At 45.4% G+C, this 14,037-nt stretch carries 12 protein-coding genes; 8 read left to right on the plus strand and 4 right to left on the minus strand.

Features of this window, described 5'->3' with window-relative positions:
• Positions 1 to 9: 9 nt before the first annotated feature.
• Positions 10 to 3,171, minus strand: a complete 3,162-nt coding sequence (locus OQJ86_RS11055; RefSeq protein WP_042604183.1) for a chitinase C-terminal domain-containing protein — start codon at positions 3,169 to 3,171, stop codon at positions 10 to 12.
• A gap of 278 nt (positions 3,172 to 3,449) precedes the next feature.
• Positions 3,450 to 4,331 carry an AraC family transcriptional regulator gene (locus OQJ86_RS11060; RefSeq protein ID WP_265987749.1) on the minus strand — a complete coding sequence of 294 codons (882 nt, stop codon included), beginning with the start codon at positions 4,329 to 4,331 and terminating at the stop codon, positions 3,450 to 3,452.
• 181 nt (positions 4,332 to 4,512) lie between these two features.
• On the opposite strand from OQJ86_RS11060, the gene OQJ86_RS11065 reads away from it, so the two are divergent.
• The 7 genes from OQJ86_RS11065 to OQJ86_RS11095 all read left to right on the plus strand — a co-directional run bounded on the left by OQJ86_RS11065 (position 4,513) and on the right by OQJ86_RS11095 (position 10,974).
• Complete coding sequence (locus OQJ86_RS11065) at positions 4,513 to 5,661, plus strand: iron-containing alcohol dehydrogenase (RefSeq protein WP_105067210.1); 1,149 nt, start codon at positions 4,513 to 4,515, stop codon at positions 5,659 to 5,661.
• Positions 5,662 to 5,926: 265 nt separating this feature from the next.
• Entirely contained in the window at positions 5,927 to 6,565 is a 639-nt protein-coding gene (locus OQJ86_RS11070; RefSeq protein WP_038877952.1) for a lysoplasmalogenase, read from the plus strand.
• Between the two features lie 135 nt (positions 6,566 to 6,700).
• Complete coding sequence (locus tag OQJ86_RS11075; RefSeq protein ID WP_038870914.1) at positions 6,701 to 7,435, plus strand: amino acid ABC transporter ATP-binding protein; 735 nt, start codon at positions 6,701 to 6,703, stop codon at positions 7,433 to 7,435.
• 4 nt (positions 7,436 to 7,439) lie between these two features.
• Positions 7,440 to 8,237 carry an amino acid ABC transporter permease gene (locus tag OQJ86_RS11080; RefSeq protein WP_265987751.1) on the plus strand — a complete coding sequence of 266 codons (798 nt, stop codon included), beginning with the start codon at positions 7,440 to 7,442 and terminating at the stop codon, positions 8,235 to 8,237.
• 9 nt (positions 8,238 to 8,246) lie between these two features.
• Positions 8,247 to 9,065: a transporter substrate-binding domain-containing protein gene (locus OQJ86_RS11085; protein ID WP_038870832.1), complete on the plus strand. Its 819-nt coding sequence runs from the start codon at positions 8,247 to 8,249 to the stop codon at positions 9,063 to 9,065.
• Positions 9,066 to 9,141: 76 nt separating this feature from the next.
• On the plus strand, positions 9,142 to 10,062 hold the full coding sequence (locus tag OQJ86_RS11090; RefSeq protein WP_265987752.1) for an amino acid ABC transporter permease: 921 nt from the start codon (positions 9,142 to 9,144) through the stop codon (positions 10,060 to 10,062).
• 93 nt (positions 10,063 to 10,155) lie between these two features.
• Entirely contained in the window at positions 10,156 to 10,974 is an 819-nt protein-coding gene (locus OQJ86_RS11095) for an EAL domain-containing protein (RefSeq protein WP_045405301.1), read from the plus strand.
• 107 nt (positions 10,975 to 11,081) lie between these two features.
• On the opposite strand, the gene OQJ86_RS11100 is transcribed toward OQJ86_RS11095, so the two are convergent.
• Positions 11,082 to 11,621: an RNA-binding S4 domain-containing protein gene (locus OQJ86_RS11100; protein ID WP_038870841.1), complete on the minus strand. Its 540-nt coding sequence runs from the start codon at positions 11,619 to 11,621 to the stop codon at positions 11,082 to 11,084.
• A gap of 126 nt (positions 11,622 to 11,747) precedes the next feature.
• Between OQJ86_RS11100 and OQJ86_RS11105 the strand changes: the two genes are divergently transcribed.
• Positions 11,748 to 12,701 carry an endonuclease/exonuclease/phosphatase family protein gene (locus OQJ86_RS11105; protein ID WP_038870844.1) on the plus strand — a complete coding sequence of 318 codons (954 nt, stop codon included), beginning with the start codon at positions 11,748 to 11,750 and terminating at the stop codon, positions 12,699 to 12,701.
• On the opposite strand, the gene cra is transcribed toward OQJ86_RS11105, so the two are convergent.
• Positions 12,691 to 13,686, minus strand: coding sequence for a catabolite repressor/activator (gene cra / locus OQJ86_RS11110; protein WP_038870847.1), 996 nt, complete (start codon positions 13,684 to 13,686; stop codon positions 12,691 to 12,693). The two genes, OQJ86_RS11105 and cra, sit on opposite strands and share 11 nt — an antisense overlap.
• Between the last annotated feature and the right edge of the window lie 351 nt (positions 13,687 to 14,037).

The following is a 14,037-nucleotide window of genomic DNA, read 5'->3' on the forward strand; positions in this document are numbered from 1 at the left end:
TAAAACGGATTAGATGTTACATACTGTCGCCCAACTACCATCGCTACCCGGCTCAGATGCTGTCCACCAATTTGCTTGGTACACCACACCATTGTGAATCACTTTATCACCTTGGTTAGCGTGGCTTGGGTTACCTTGCCAATCTGTTTGTGGAAGATCTGGGTAAGTAACTAGACCCGCAGTGTCACAAGTACCCGGCTCAGTACCACCGCCGCCGCCAGTACCAGAGTTTAGGTCACCAATTGGTAGGTCTGGTTGCTCAAACTTAAACGCAAACTCTTTACCGCCAGAAATCACCGTATAGTTAGCTGGGCCAGAGATTGGTAAGTAGTAAACCATATCAAGCTCGTAAGTGCCGCCCGCTGGTAGGTCTTTCCATGCTGGTAGCGAGAAAGATACGCGGTGCATTACACCATCTAAACCACCAATGTTGTTCGCACGAGTATGGCCAGAAGCAATCACACTTAGACCGCCACCAGACTGATCTTTCGCGTTATCCGGAGCAGATACAGGAATATCGAATTGGAATTCCGTACCACCAGGGATAGCTTGACCCGTGTTGTTGGTGAACGTGATCTTAGGGTTGATTGGGTAGTTTTGGTCACCAACTTTGAAACCACCAACACTCACTGCAATGTCTACTGCTTCAGTTGGGATTGCACCAGTTGCGATCTTGTTACCGTAAGGCGTTGCAGACTTAAACTTGTCGTAAATCGCTTTAGTCATAGTGTTACCCATGTGGTACTCACCATTGCCCGCCGCACAAGCCTGTTCTGTAGCGTCGATTGCAGTACGGTTGCCATTTGCGTCTAGTACATAACAGTTGTAGTCACCTGCCAGTTCCCAGAACATAATGCCACCGATTTCTTTGTCGATAACGTAGTCCGCTTTCACTTGTACAGACGCTTTATCTTCTGTCGATAGGAAAACGCTCTTCTCAGCATTCCATAGCCATGGTGCAACCGCAACATCATCATAGTGACGAGTATAAGAACCAACAAACTTGTCCGTTGGATCGTTCACAGGATCTAGGCCGTAAGCTTGAGCGTAAGAACCCCAAATACCTTTCTCTAGGTTCTTCGCATGCCACATTGGGTTTGAACCTGCACCCATTTCGTTGCCTTTAGGGTCAGTGTCATGCCACATGTTATCGATACCGATAGCGCCGTGACCACAATTGTTCTTCTCACCCTCACCAGTGCCAGGAGCACATTCAGATTGGTTAGGAAGTGCTGCTCGGCCCCATAGGCCATTATCACCACCTGTTACACCTTGCCAACCACGAGTGTAGTAAGGAACACCGATGTTAATTCGACCTGCTGGCATAGAACCACGGAAGTAGTGATACGCCCAGTCAGTATTCAAGTAGCCGATACCACCGTATGCCGCCGTGCCGTATACGTTCCACTGTGCCAACTCAGAATCTTTACCAGTGTCGTACAAGGCAGCGTTGTGACCAACGTGATCATTCCAAGCACCGTGCAAGTCGTAGGTCATGATGTTTACGTAATCGAGGTACTTAGTAACGTCGAACGTTTCCATACCACGCAGTAAGTAACCAGAAGAAGGCGCCGCGATTGTTAGCATGTAGTGGATGCCGTCTTGCGAAGAAGCCGCATCTAATTTCTCACGTAGAACTTTCATCAGCTCTTGGTAAGATGCCCATAAGTAAGCACGACGTGGTTCCATGAAGTCTTTATCGTAAGGGTTACCAGCACCCGCCATTGACGTTGGGTACTCGTAGTCGATATCTAGACCGTCAAACTTGTAGGTACGCATCATTTCAACGGCAGACGTTGCAAACTTCTCGATACCAGCATGGTTGATAGAGCCATCAGCATTAGTTGTCATGGTGTAGAAACCACCGTCAGCAACACGATTACCATCAGCACCGAAGTGACCGCCGGTTTCAGCCCAACCACCAATTGAAATTAGCGTCTTAACATCGTGTTTTTGCTTATAAGTTGCAAGTGCACCGAAGTGACCTTTAAAGCCCAGTGCTGGGTCAACTTCAACACCTGGCCATGTTTTACCTGTTGCTGGGTTAGTTGGATCTGTTACATCGCCCACATTCACTTTACCGTCTGAGCCAATGCTCACGAACGCGTAATTAATGTGTGTTAGCTGATCCCAAGGAATGTCTTTCACTAAGTATGCAGCTTGCGGGTCATCCCCACTACGCCAGCTTGTGAAGTAACCGATAACACGACGCGGGTGATCTGTACCCATTAGTTCACGACCATCTTCATCGTAAATAGTACAGTAAGGAACGTCGACACCTGCCGTTTGATACAGACCATCTGGACGACAGTTTGAAGTAACCGCACCGCCATTAATCACTAACGATACAAGAGAAGAGTCTGTTGTCGCACCAGCATCGTCTGTCGCTTTCGCGTAAATTGAGACGTTGCCTGCCGTTGCTGCAGTAAAGTCAACCGAATAAGGAGCAGCAGTTGCTGTACCAATCAGCGTACCTGCTGCGAAGAATTCCACTTTCGCAACCGCACCGTCAGCATCAGCTGCATTTGCAGTCACCGTTACCGTACCACCAAGATCCACAGTCGTTGCAGAGAGAGCTACGTCAACGGTTGGTGCTTCATTACCAGGCTGACCGGCGTTAACAGTAAGGGTTACAGCACTTGCCGCACTCACTGCGTTTTTATCATCGTAAGCTTTCGTTGAGAATTCATGCGCGCCTTCAGTCGCCGTCCATGATGCTGTGAAAGGTGCTGCAGTTGACGTACCCACTAGAGCGCCATCAACAAAGAATTCAACTTTACTGATGGTTCCATCCGTATCTGCCGCATCCGCAGCAAGAGTAACAACATCACCTGCTGTAATTGAAGCCGACGCAGAAGGTGAAGTTAATGAAACTGTCGGAACTTCATTCACTGGTGGGTCAATTGGGCCACCATCACAAGCGCCAAGGTTTTCCCACTCCCCCCATTGACCGGACTGTGCAGGGTTGTTGTTTTGCGTCCAGTAGCGCGCTTTGTATGCGCTGTTTTCGTGTTGAACTTGGTCACCGCCATTGTAAACCTTTGACGAATCCCAAGCCGCTAACGGCGTACAATCAACGGCTGCATAGCTGTTGAAGGCCATTAGACAAGATGCAGTTAACGTACTGAGTGTAAATACACTCTTTACTGCTTTCCCGTTTCTAAGGTGCATATTGCTCTTCCTTAAGTTATTGTTAGTACAATACAAAATACGCTTTAAATACTGCGCATCATTACTTTTGTTTCGACGTAAAATAACTTAAGTACAAGTACAGAGTTTCACACTAAGAATTTATAGATTTTCAGCAACACCTCTCAAGAATCCACTAAAACTTTGCAACGAATGACATCTTATTTTGCACCGATAACTAATTTTATTACTCAAATAAATATATCGATCGCAAATAATTAAAAAACACAAAAAAAGTCCTAATTTTGAAATAAAGATCACTAAGCCTTTGTTGATCTTGGCGTTTCGTTAAAGTGCCGCTTGTACTCACGACTAAACTGAGAAGGACTGCTATAGCCCACTTGTCTCGCGGCGTCATTCACTCTTCTTCCTTCAAGCTGAATCAATTCACGAGCTTTGTTTAAACGCACCTTTTTGATGTATTGCAAAGGCGATTCTAGAGTCACACTTCTAAACGCTTGGTGAAACGCGGATACACTCATGTTCGCCTCTTCAGCCAACGTTTGTACATTGAGTTGTTCATGGTATTCCTGATGAACGCGGTTTAATGCTTTTGCAACCCTCGCATACGACCCCTCTTGATGTGCGAGCTCAAAAAGAACATGGCCGGATTCACTCACCAAAGTACGGTAGACGATCTCTTCTAGAAGCATGTCGCCAAGCATCGCGACTTCAAGATCGTTACACAATGCCTTCATTAGGCGTTTGCACGCATCCAGCATTTGATCGTTCATACGAACCGATTTCAACCCACAACGAGCAGCGTCCTCACAAGTATTACTGAAGTGTTGCGACTCCAGTTTTTTGACCAACTTTTGAAGCATGGCGGGAGAAATATCAATGGAAATACCCAACAAAGGCTCGTCGTTAACAGAAATTGCTTCGCACTCAAGTGGCATAGGCACCCCTACAACCAAATAATCGTCAGGGCCATAACGTACCGGCGTTTGGCCAATATGAATATTCTTGTAACCTTGCCCTAAAACAATAATCCCTGATTGATAAACAAAAGGTTGACGATTATTGCCTTTGCTACTGCGATAAAACCACACACCATCAATGGCGGTTTCTTTAATGCCTTCTAAATCATCTAAACCATATTTAGTGGCGTACTGCTGCATGATCTCAGCAAGTGTCTTCATCTTGTCACTCCAATAGTTATGCACGCACTATACTTGGAGTTCCGATTACAGTTCCAGCACAAGAACGGTATATTTGTAGAAATAGGCAATAAATTTGCAGAAATCGGTCTACTCAGCGCCATTAACGCATACTAATATGCATGTATTAACCATCCTCACATTGGAAGCAAGAGGTCTAATAATGAACTTTTCATACGTCAACCCTACTCAAATCTTCTTTGGCCAAGGCCAAATTGCCGCAATCAAAGATGCAATCCCTGCAGACCAAAAAGTACTGGTTATCTACGGTGGCGGTTCTATTAAAAAGAACGACGTGTACGACCAAGTTGCACAAGCACTTGAAGGTCGCGAGTGGCTTGAATTCTCTGGCGTAGAGCCAAACCCAACGAAAGAAACCTTGGATAAAGCGGTAGCGACCGTTAAAGAGCAGAATGTTGATTTTATTCTTGCTGTTGGTGGTGGCTCAGTAATTGATGGTTCTAAATACGTTGCAGCTGCGGCTAAGTACGATGGTGATGGCTGGGACATCATGGTAGGTAAACACCAAGTAACAGAAGCAACACCACTCGCAGCTATTTTGACACTGCCTGCAACAGGTTCCGAGTCAAATATGGGCGCGGTAATCACGAAGAAAGAAACGCAAGATAAATTGGCGTTCTTAGCACCTGCAGTTCAACCGAAGTTTGCAGTTCTTGACCCAGACGTAATGAAGACCCTGCCAGAGCGTCAGCTTATCAACGGTCTTGTGGATGCATGGGTTCACGTTTGTGAGCAATACCTAACATTACCAACAGGCGCAATGGTTCAAGACGGCTATGCAGAAGCGCTACTTAAAAACCTAAAAGTACTCGGCGATCAGTTCGCAGAACGTGATAACGACCAATGGCGTGCGAACCTAATGTGGACAGCAAACCAAGCATTGAACGGCCTTATTGGTAGTGGCGTTCCACAAGACTGGGCGACTCACATGATTGGTCACGAACTAACTGCGCTTTGGCACGTAGACCACGCACGCTCACTAGCGATCATCCAACCATCGCTACTTCGTAACCAAATGCAGTTCAAACGCCCTAAGCTTGAGCAAATGGGTCGTAACGTATTTGGCTTATCAGAAAGTGAAGATTTGGCAGAACGCACGATTCAAGCCATCGAAGCTTTCTATCATCAGCTAGACGTAGCAACTCAACTTGAAGGCTACGGTGATGATCGTGAAGCCGCTATTGACTCAGTAATTGCACAGCTATCAAAGCACGGCATGACCGTTCTTGGCGAGAACCAAGCGATTGACCTAGAAAACAGCCGTAAGATCCTAGATCTCGCCGTAGCATAACGACCTGATCTATCAAATTTCTGCCTTTTTTAACGGTATTGTGTCCGCGCAGACACAATACCGTTTTTTTATGGTAATTTAGCCGCAAACTGACAAATCGATATAAATTGAACTTTTCTGCTAAAAAAATAACAAATAGGCGATAGTTCGATGTCGTTATGTAAGCCGATGACCAAAAACAAACCAAATGCTTACTAGTCGATGTGTCCATTTTTTGCTTGCTCATAAAAATGAGCGTTTAGTCGTCTATTCAAGAGTTAATCGTATGTGGCTGATTGTCGTAGCTTGCGCGCTCATACATATCATCAGTATCAAGACTGGCCCTAAGTGGTTATTCTTTTTGACCAAACCGCTACCCATCACAGCAATGATTGGGATGCTAATGCTGTCTCCGGCAAGCCACCTCCCCTACACCCAGTGGATCATTGGCGGTCTCTCATTGTCACTCATGGGTGACCTAATCTTAATGCACCCAAAAGACAAATTTGTTGCGGGCATTAAACTGTTTTGTCTTGCCCAAATTAGTTACGCTTTGGGCTTCATCAATATGGCAGCATGGCACTTCACACCTTGGTTGCCATTTGCCGTATTTGGCGTAGGCGTCTGTGCCTATTTCTTCTTTAAACCCGATTTGGGGAAAGAAAAGTGGTCGGTAGCTAGCTATATCTTTGTTTTGATGACAATGCTATGGATGGCGATGGAGTACTACGCCAGTGGTAAGACCCAATCATCGGCCTTCGCGGTTCTCGGCAGTTTCATCTTCACTATGTCCGGAGTTGTCCTTGCCTTCGAACGATTTGGCAGTACATCGGTATTTTCGCGCCAAGTGGTGATGACAACCTACTACTCTGCACAGTTTCTTATCACTATGTCTGTCTTCGCAATTGTGATCCGTTTTCTCTAAAACTGACTATATTATTGGTTAGTTTTATCACGAGTTATTTGCTCACCAGTTGGACAGTTTATGCTTGATTAACAGGTGCAATACGGTTAATAACTTGTTATTGTAGAAAGAAATTTATTCTAAAAGTTGGCAGCCTTGAAAGAGAAAAATATCGTTGTTGAGTTCAGCGGCGTAAACAAGTGGTATGGTGAATATCACGCCCTCAAAGACATTAATTTTTCAGTACATACCGGTGAAATCGTTGTTGTTTGCGGCCCTTCTGGCTCAGGAAAATCCACGCTAATCCGTTGCATCAACCACTTAGAATCCATCCAAGAAGGTGAGCTCAGCGTCTTCGAACACCCTGCCAATTCTAAAGCACAAAAACCGGGTAAAGTCGGCATGGTATTTCAGCACTTTCACCTGTTTCCACATCTCACGGTGTTAGAAAACCTCACTCTTGCCCCTATCCGCACGCTAAAGCTTTCTAAGCAAGAAGCGGAAAAACGTGCAATTCATTATCTCAAGCGCGTTAACATCGAAGAGCAAGCCAACAAATACCCAATTCAACTGTCTGGTGGTCAGCAGCAGCGTGTGGCTATCGCACGCTCACTCTGTATGGAACCAGATTTACTGCTATTTGACGAGCCGACTTCGGCGCTCGATCCTGAGATGATCAACGAAGTGTTGGACGTGATGGTGGAGTTAGCACAAAGTGGCATGACCATGATTTGTGTAACGCACGAAATGGGATTCGCCAAAAAGGTCGCCAATCGAGTGGTCTTTATGGATGAAGGTGAAATCATCGAGATGAACTCCCCTGTGGCACTTTTTGAGACACCGCAGCACCCTCGGACGCAGGCCTTCTTAAATCAGATTCTGAGTTACTAAATACATGGTCTATAGAATCTTCAAACCTGTCCTTCAAACGTTACTACAAATCACTGTCCTTCTCATCGCTATCGCATGGGTATTGGATTCTGGTGCTCAAGCAATGGGGTATCAATGGCAGTGGGAACGTGTACCTGACTATATCGCCTTCTACGAAGATGGTGAGTGGTGGCCGGCAGAATTAATCGAAGGACTTATCGTCACGCTAAAGATTTCTGCGATTAGTCTATTCTTCACTTTAGCGATTGGATTGGTGACTGCGCTTTTGAGGCTTAGCGATTCCAAAGTTGGTAATGCGATTGGAACGACGTATGTCGAACTTATTCGTAATACGCCGCTACTGGTACAGATTTATCTACTCTACTTCGTCTTTGGTCCTGTCATTGGCTTGGATAGATTCAGCACCGCAGTCCTCGCATTGTCTTTATTCCAAGGAGCCTATACCGCCGAGATCTTCCGTGCTGGCTTAAACAGCATTCCAAAAGGTCAGTTTGAAGCGGCGAAGACATTAGGGTTATCGCCTTTCTTCGCCTACAAAGACGTCATACTTCCGCAAGTGTTGCAACGCACCTTGCCACCTTTGACGAATGAAGTGGTTTCTCTTATTAAAAACTCTTCAATTGTCAGCGTCATGGCAATCTTTGACTTAACGACCGAAGCGAGAAACATCGTATCGGAAACGGCCATGCCGTTTGAAATCTGGTTTAGCGTAGCAGCAATCTACCTTGCTCTTACACTATCACTTTCTGGCCTATCCGCTTGGCTAGAACACAAACTAGGAGCCAGTTGGCGCAAATTATAAGGAGATAACATGAAGTTATTCAAAGCGACCATTACTGCATTATTGGGGCTTGCGATTGCTTTGCCTTCGCTTGCAAAAGAAGAAGCCGCGACCCCAAATGTTGATCAAATCAAAGACCGCGGCACGCTTCGCGTTGGTATGTCAACATTTGTGCCTTGGGCAATGCGTAACAAACAAGGTGAGTTAATTGGTTTTGAAATCGATGTAGCGAAACGCCTAGCCGCAGATTCAGGCTTACAAGTTGAATTCGTACCGACAGCGTGGGACGGCATCATCCCAGCTCTTCTTGCTAAGAAGTTTGATGTAATCATTGGTGGCATGTCGATTACGCCAGAACGTTCAAAGAGCGTATTGTTCACAGAACCGTATTCTCACTCAGGCGTTCAAGTAGCAGCAAACAAAGAGCTAGCTGCTGGCTTTAGTGAGTTTTCAGACTTTGACTCTCGCCGTATAAAAATTGCCGCTCGTCGTGGCGCGTTCACAGTGCAAGTAGCGCGTGAGACGTTCCCTAAAGCGAAGATCCTTCAGTTTGATGACGATGCTCAAGCATTCCAAGAAGTACTAAACGGCAACGCACACGCAGTCATTGCATCAAGCCCGAAACCGGAGCATGAAGCTATCAAACACGCAGATAAGCTGTTTATTCCATTTACTGAGCGCTTATCAAAAGGTAACGAAGCCTTTGCGGTTCGCCTAGGAGAAGAAGACAAAAAAGCCTTCTTTAACAAGTGGATTGAAGCTCGCACACAAGATGGTTGGTTAGATGAGCGCTACGAATACTGGTTCTCAACGCTAGATTGGCAAGACCAGGTGGCACAAGGTCAATAACCTTAATCATCGCACGAATTAACAACACCGACTCGTACTTCGGGTCGGTTTTCTTCTCTACTATCGGAGTCAAACTTTGAGCGGACAAACCACCACTCGCGTTGCACCAACCAAAGCAAAATCAGGCTTTTTCTTAAGTCGTTTTAACCTACTCGATTGGGTACTGCTTGCCATCTGCGCGTTGGCTGGGGTTTGGCTCTATCATCGTTCTACCGTTGGCGTAAACTACATCTGGCATTGGAAAGAAGCCATTGACCTCTTATTCACCCCAAGAGCTGACGGCGGCTTGCCGTATTTCTTCCAAGGCCTAATCTCAACGCTGCGCTTAAGCCTTTGGGGGATCACCTTTGCTCTCGTATTGGGCACGCTACTTGGTTTAGCTCGTTTCTCAGGCTCAGCTTGGTTGCGCGCACCTGCCAACGCTTTTATTCAATTGGTACGAAACATTCCACCTTTGGTATTCGTATTCATCTTCTATTTTTTCATCTCGAACCAGTTAATCCCATTACTTGGGTTAGAAGATCTTCTGCGCAACTATCGCGGAGATACAAATGCACTGCAGAACTTCTTATTTGGTCCACCAAACCTATGGGAAAACTTGGCCTCTGGTGTGCTTTGTGTCGGCTTACTGTCTTCCGCTTATATTGCTGAAGTGGTTCGCGCTGGTTTGCAAAGCGTGGATAACGGCCAGTGGGAAGCTGCAGATTCACTCGGCTTATCTCGCTGGGTCAAATACCGTTTTGTAATTGCCCCACAAGTACTCAAAGCAATTACACCTGCCCTCGCCGGACAAACCATTTCACTGGTTAAAGACACTTCTATCGTTTCGCTGATCTCGATTCAAGAAATGACCTTTGTCGGCACAGAGATGGCCAATTCATCAGGCTACATTTTCGAAATTTGGTTAATCGTCGGCTTCGTTTACTTTCTGATTTGTTTCGGTCTATCAATGATTTTTAGATACATAGAGAAAAAATCGGAATCTATTTCAAATTAACTTAAAAGCCCTCATATTTAAGACTTTGTAAGCCTTCAAATCGGAACTCCATCCTGTTACAGTCATTGCCATGCTAGTTTTTTGGCGTTTTTCATGGAGTTAAAGCAGCAGTCCGACTACGAGCAGTACATAAGACAGGACAGTCTTGGTGAATACTATGTCGTGCTCAACCAATATACGTTTTACAGTGTTTATCAACCTATCTTCGATAAGCATAGAAACATAATCGGTATGGAAGCCCTACTCCGCATTCGTGGTGTAGACGGCGCTAACATTCGGCCAGACCTGTTCTTTGCTGATGCAAGTATTGATACCTACTTTCGTCTATGTATCGAGTTTTTATCTCGTGCTATTCATATTCGTAACTTTGCCAAGCACTTCGCAGGTTCAACAATTAAGTTATTTCTTAATGTCATGCCTCAAACGCTGCTTACCCTAACTAAAGATATGGGTTTCAAAGATAACGGCCTTCTGTACAAACGCTTAGAGGAGCTTGGAATGCACCCCTCTGACGTCGTATTTGAAGTAGTTGAAGAATCTTGTGGTGACACTGAGCTTTTGATAGAAGCCGTCCAATTGATGAGGACGAATGGCTTCTTGTTCGCTATTGACGACTTTGGCTCTCACCATTCAAACATGTCTCGCGTTAAACATCTTTGCCCCGACATCATCAAGATAGACCGTTCTTACCTTCTCGATTATTGTTCAGGTGATACGCTGGCGATTGCAAACGCAGTAGAACTGGCTGAAGAGATGAATGCGAAAGTCGTGATAGAAGGTGTAGAGGAAAACATTCAGCTTTCCGCCATGCAACGATTAGACTTAGATTATTACCAAGGTTTTTACCTCGGCAAGCCTAACGCAATCCACCATTGGACGAATCAGGTTAATAGTAATAAGCTTCTGCATTGAGCTCATACGAGCATCCTCGCCCACTCTACAAATAAAAAGCGCCGACTTAGTCACACTAAGTCGGCGCTTTTTAGTTATTCGAATCTATCGAATCAAACCAACATCAATTAAAAGAAGTCGATTGAGTTACGGCCGCTGTTCGGATCGCGAGTCGCTTTAGGCTTATCTTCTTTTTTGCCTTTCTTAGCCGATTGAGATAAGGCTTCTTTCTGTGCTTTACGCTCTTTGTGCGCGGCTTTACGGCCTGTTGATTTCGGCCCTTTAACGTTCGCTTTGTCGTTCTTTTTCGAACGAGACTTTTCTTTGCGAGCCGCTTGTGCTTCTTTCTTCGCCTTTTTCTCTGCTTTTTCTTCAGCAGATTCAGGTTCAGTTACTGGCGCGTCACAGACAACAACATAATATTCTTGGTTGAACTCGAAAAAATCACCATCGTACATTTTGCGACGCTTGCGCGTTTCTAGTTCACCATTTACCGCAACGTAACCTTCTTCGATGATGTGTTTTGCTTCACCACCGCCACTCACCAAGTTTGCGATTTTAAAAAGCTTATACAGTTCAATTGGGTGCGCGTCGACGTCGATGCCAATCGCTTCGATTTCAATTTCTTCGCCTTCTAAATACTCTTCGTTTTCGTAATCTTGGGTCATGTTCGGTACTCATTAATCTTGATGAACGGAGTTTAAACGGAATGCGTACAAATAGAAACGTGATCTTCACTCATCTCTGCTATTTGGGTATATACTCACCCAATAACTCCTTGAACGAGCGTCATTTTGTCTAAAACGAGCCAAATCACCTTCGCCACGGCGAATCTATTTAACTTTATCGCCCCACCCAATGCCTATTATGATTTCGAGAACATCTACTCGACAGAACAATGGCAAGACAAACTCGCTTGGACAAAATCACAAATCGAACAGCTCAATCCTGACATCATCGGCTTGCAAGAAGTGTTCAGCATTGAAGAAACCAAAAACTTCTTTGCTGAGATCGGTTACGAACACTTTGCCTGTGTCGATACACCACATGTCGAAGGCGATTATATCCACTCGCGTCCTGTTGTCGCCGTCGCTTCGCGTTTTCCGATTGAACATTATGAAGCAGTTACGTTCGACAAAGAAACACTCGCGGCCTTTGGCGACCTCACCGCGCCCCCTTTCAGTCGAAAACCGGTTAGAGCGAGCATTGTGCATCCCGTTATCGGCCATATTACGGTTTATGTGACGCATTTAAAATCTCAACGCCCTGCGGACACAGATGCCCCCGAACAGGCAAGCAGACCGATTGCCCGATGGCTCTCAACTCAACAACGTGGCTGGGAAGCGGCAATGTTGCGTGATGCCATGCAAAAGCATTATGCGAGTAGCCCGATGCCAACGGTATTAATGGGTGACATGAACCAACCCATCACTGATGCCAGTGTGAACAAGGCGTTGGTTGAAAAGTATGGTGACAGCGTCACTGATTTGCGACTTAATGATGGTTGGGATTTACAAGTAACACCACTGCTGGACTCAAGGCCTGCAACCCATTATCACTTCGCAAAAGGTAATGTTTTGGATTACATACTGTTGTCGCAAGAGTTCGATTCTCATGAAGATGTATCAATAGCAGAAGTCACGAATTACCAAGTGCTGGATGCGCACCTAATCAATCCGTCTTTTGAGAGGGATAAAAACGCCAGCGACCACGCATTTGTGGCGCTGACGGTAGAAATTAAGCTTTAGTTTCGGTGTGGCGCTTTACAATCTTACGCGGAATCAACTCCACTCCTGCTTTATAGCGCTTAGCTGAAGCATTAAGCGCCAACTCCATTGCGCTGTCGGCGATCAGCTCAAACTGCTGTGGGAGCGAGTTGATTTTGATTGGAAGAAAATCGAGCAAGCGGTTATCACCAAAGGTGGCCAAACGTACTTTGCCCATCAACTCTGGCTTTTCTAACATCACATCCAATACGCCTTCTAATAAGGTGTAAGACATGGTCACCACAGCATCTGGCAGCTTGCCCTTTTCGATCCACCCTTCTAACACCTTCTTGCCTTCTTCACGAGAGAAGTGCTGACCATAACCTACTAATGCCTCGTTACCTTTTTGCTGGCATGCAGAACGGAAACCCAGTTCACGCTCTTTAGAGACTTGCAGTTCTTCTAATGCGCCAATCAGGCCGATGGACTCAATCTCAGGCGACAATACTGATTCTGTAAGCTCAAACGCCGCATCAAAATCTTCACTGATCACACAACAAAAGTGTTCATCATCCATAGGACGGTCAAGTGCGATAACGGGCGTACCCGAGTTTTGCAGCTTAAGATAATATTCGCTGGCTGCTGGCATACTGCTCGCCACGAATAGCGCATCAATACGACGACTCACGAGCGCCTCCGCAACCTTTTGCTCCGTTTGCGGATCATCATCAGAACAGCCGATCAAAATTTGATAGCCCGCTTTACGCGAGTTCTGTTCAATCAGTTTTGCTAAACGCGCGTAACTGGTGTTCTCTAAATCTGGAATGATCAAACCGAACGAACGTGAGTTGCCCGCTCTTAAAGAAGATGCTGCGTGATCCGGTTTGTAATTGTACTGCTCAACCACCGCCATGACTTTCTTTTGAGTCTTTTCGCTGATGCGGTATTTCTGCGCTTTTCCGTTAATCACATAGCTTGCTGTGGTCTTCGAAACCCCAGCTAATTTTGCTATTTCATCCAGTGTCATATTCTAAGCCCTGTTCTGTGCGCGGGATCATATTAATACATCAACGATCCTTCGATAAGTTGAATTATATGCTGAACCGATTCAGTATAAAAGCTGAAAGGATTCAGCAAAACTTAAAAATTGACGAGAGTCACCAAAATCACGCAATACAGGCTCCCTTGCTAGGCTTTAAAAGCATAAAGCCATGAATGGTTAAGTTTCGATTTTAGAAACAGTTTCGCTGAGTGTTTTAAAAAATTTGACCAAAAGCTGAATCGATTCAGTTTCTTTTGTTAAGCAAAACAGATAAACGATGTTACGCAAACCAATCTCTGCGTAGCCAAGATGAATTAGAAATAGATACCTTAAGGC

The sequence above is a fragment of the Vibrio sp. Sgm 5 genome (assembly GCF_026241575.1).
Taxonomy (GTDB): Bacteria; Pseudomonadota; Gammaproteobacteria; order Enterobacterales; family Vibrionaceae; genus Vibrio; species Vibrio jasicida.

Bases quoted from the DNA above. Each gene is read 5' to 3' on its own strand.
- OQJ86_RS11070 (WP_038877952.1), top strand. From the start codon at position 5,927: ATGTGGCTGATTGTCGTAGCTTGCGCGCTCATACATATCATCAGTATC.
- OQJ86_RS11095 (WP_045405301.1), top strand. From the start codon at position 10,156: ATGGAGTTAAAGCAGCAGTCCGACTACGAGCAGTACATAAGACAGGAC.
- OQJ86_RS11055 (WP_042604183.1), bottom strand. From the start codon at position 3,171: ATGCACCTTAGAAACGGGAAAGCAGTAAAGAGTGTATTTACACTCAGT.
- OQJ86_RS11060 (WP_265987749.1), bottom strand. From the start codon at position 4,331: ATGAAGACACTTGCTGAGATCATGCAGCAGTACGCCACTAAATATGGT.
- OQJ86_RS11080 (WP_265987751.1), top strand. From the start codon at position 7,440: ATGGTCTATAGAATCTTCAAACCTGTCCTTCAAACGTTACTACAAATC.
- OQJ86_RS11065 (WP_105067210.1), top strand. From the start codon at position 4,513: ATGAACTTTTCATACGTCAACCCTACTCAAATCTTCTTTGGCCAAGGC.
- OQJ86_RS11100 (WP_038870841.1), bottom strand. From the start codon at position 11,621: ATGACCCAAGATTACGAAAACGAAGAGTATTTAGAAGGCGAAGAAATT.
- OQJ86_RS11085 (WP_038870832.1), top strand. From the start codon at position 8,247: ATGAAGTTATTCAAAGCGACCATTACTGCATTATTGGGGCTTGCGATT.
- cra (WP_038870847.1), bottom strand. From the start codon at position 13,686: ATGACACTGGATGAAATAGCAAAATTAGCTGGGGTTTCGAAGACCACA.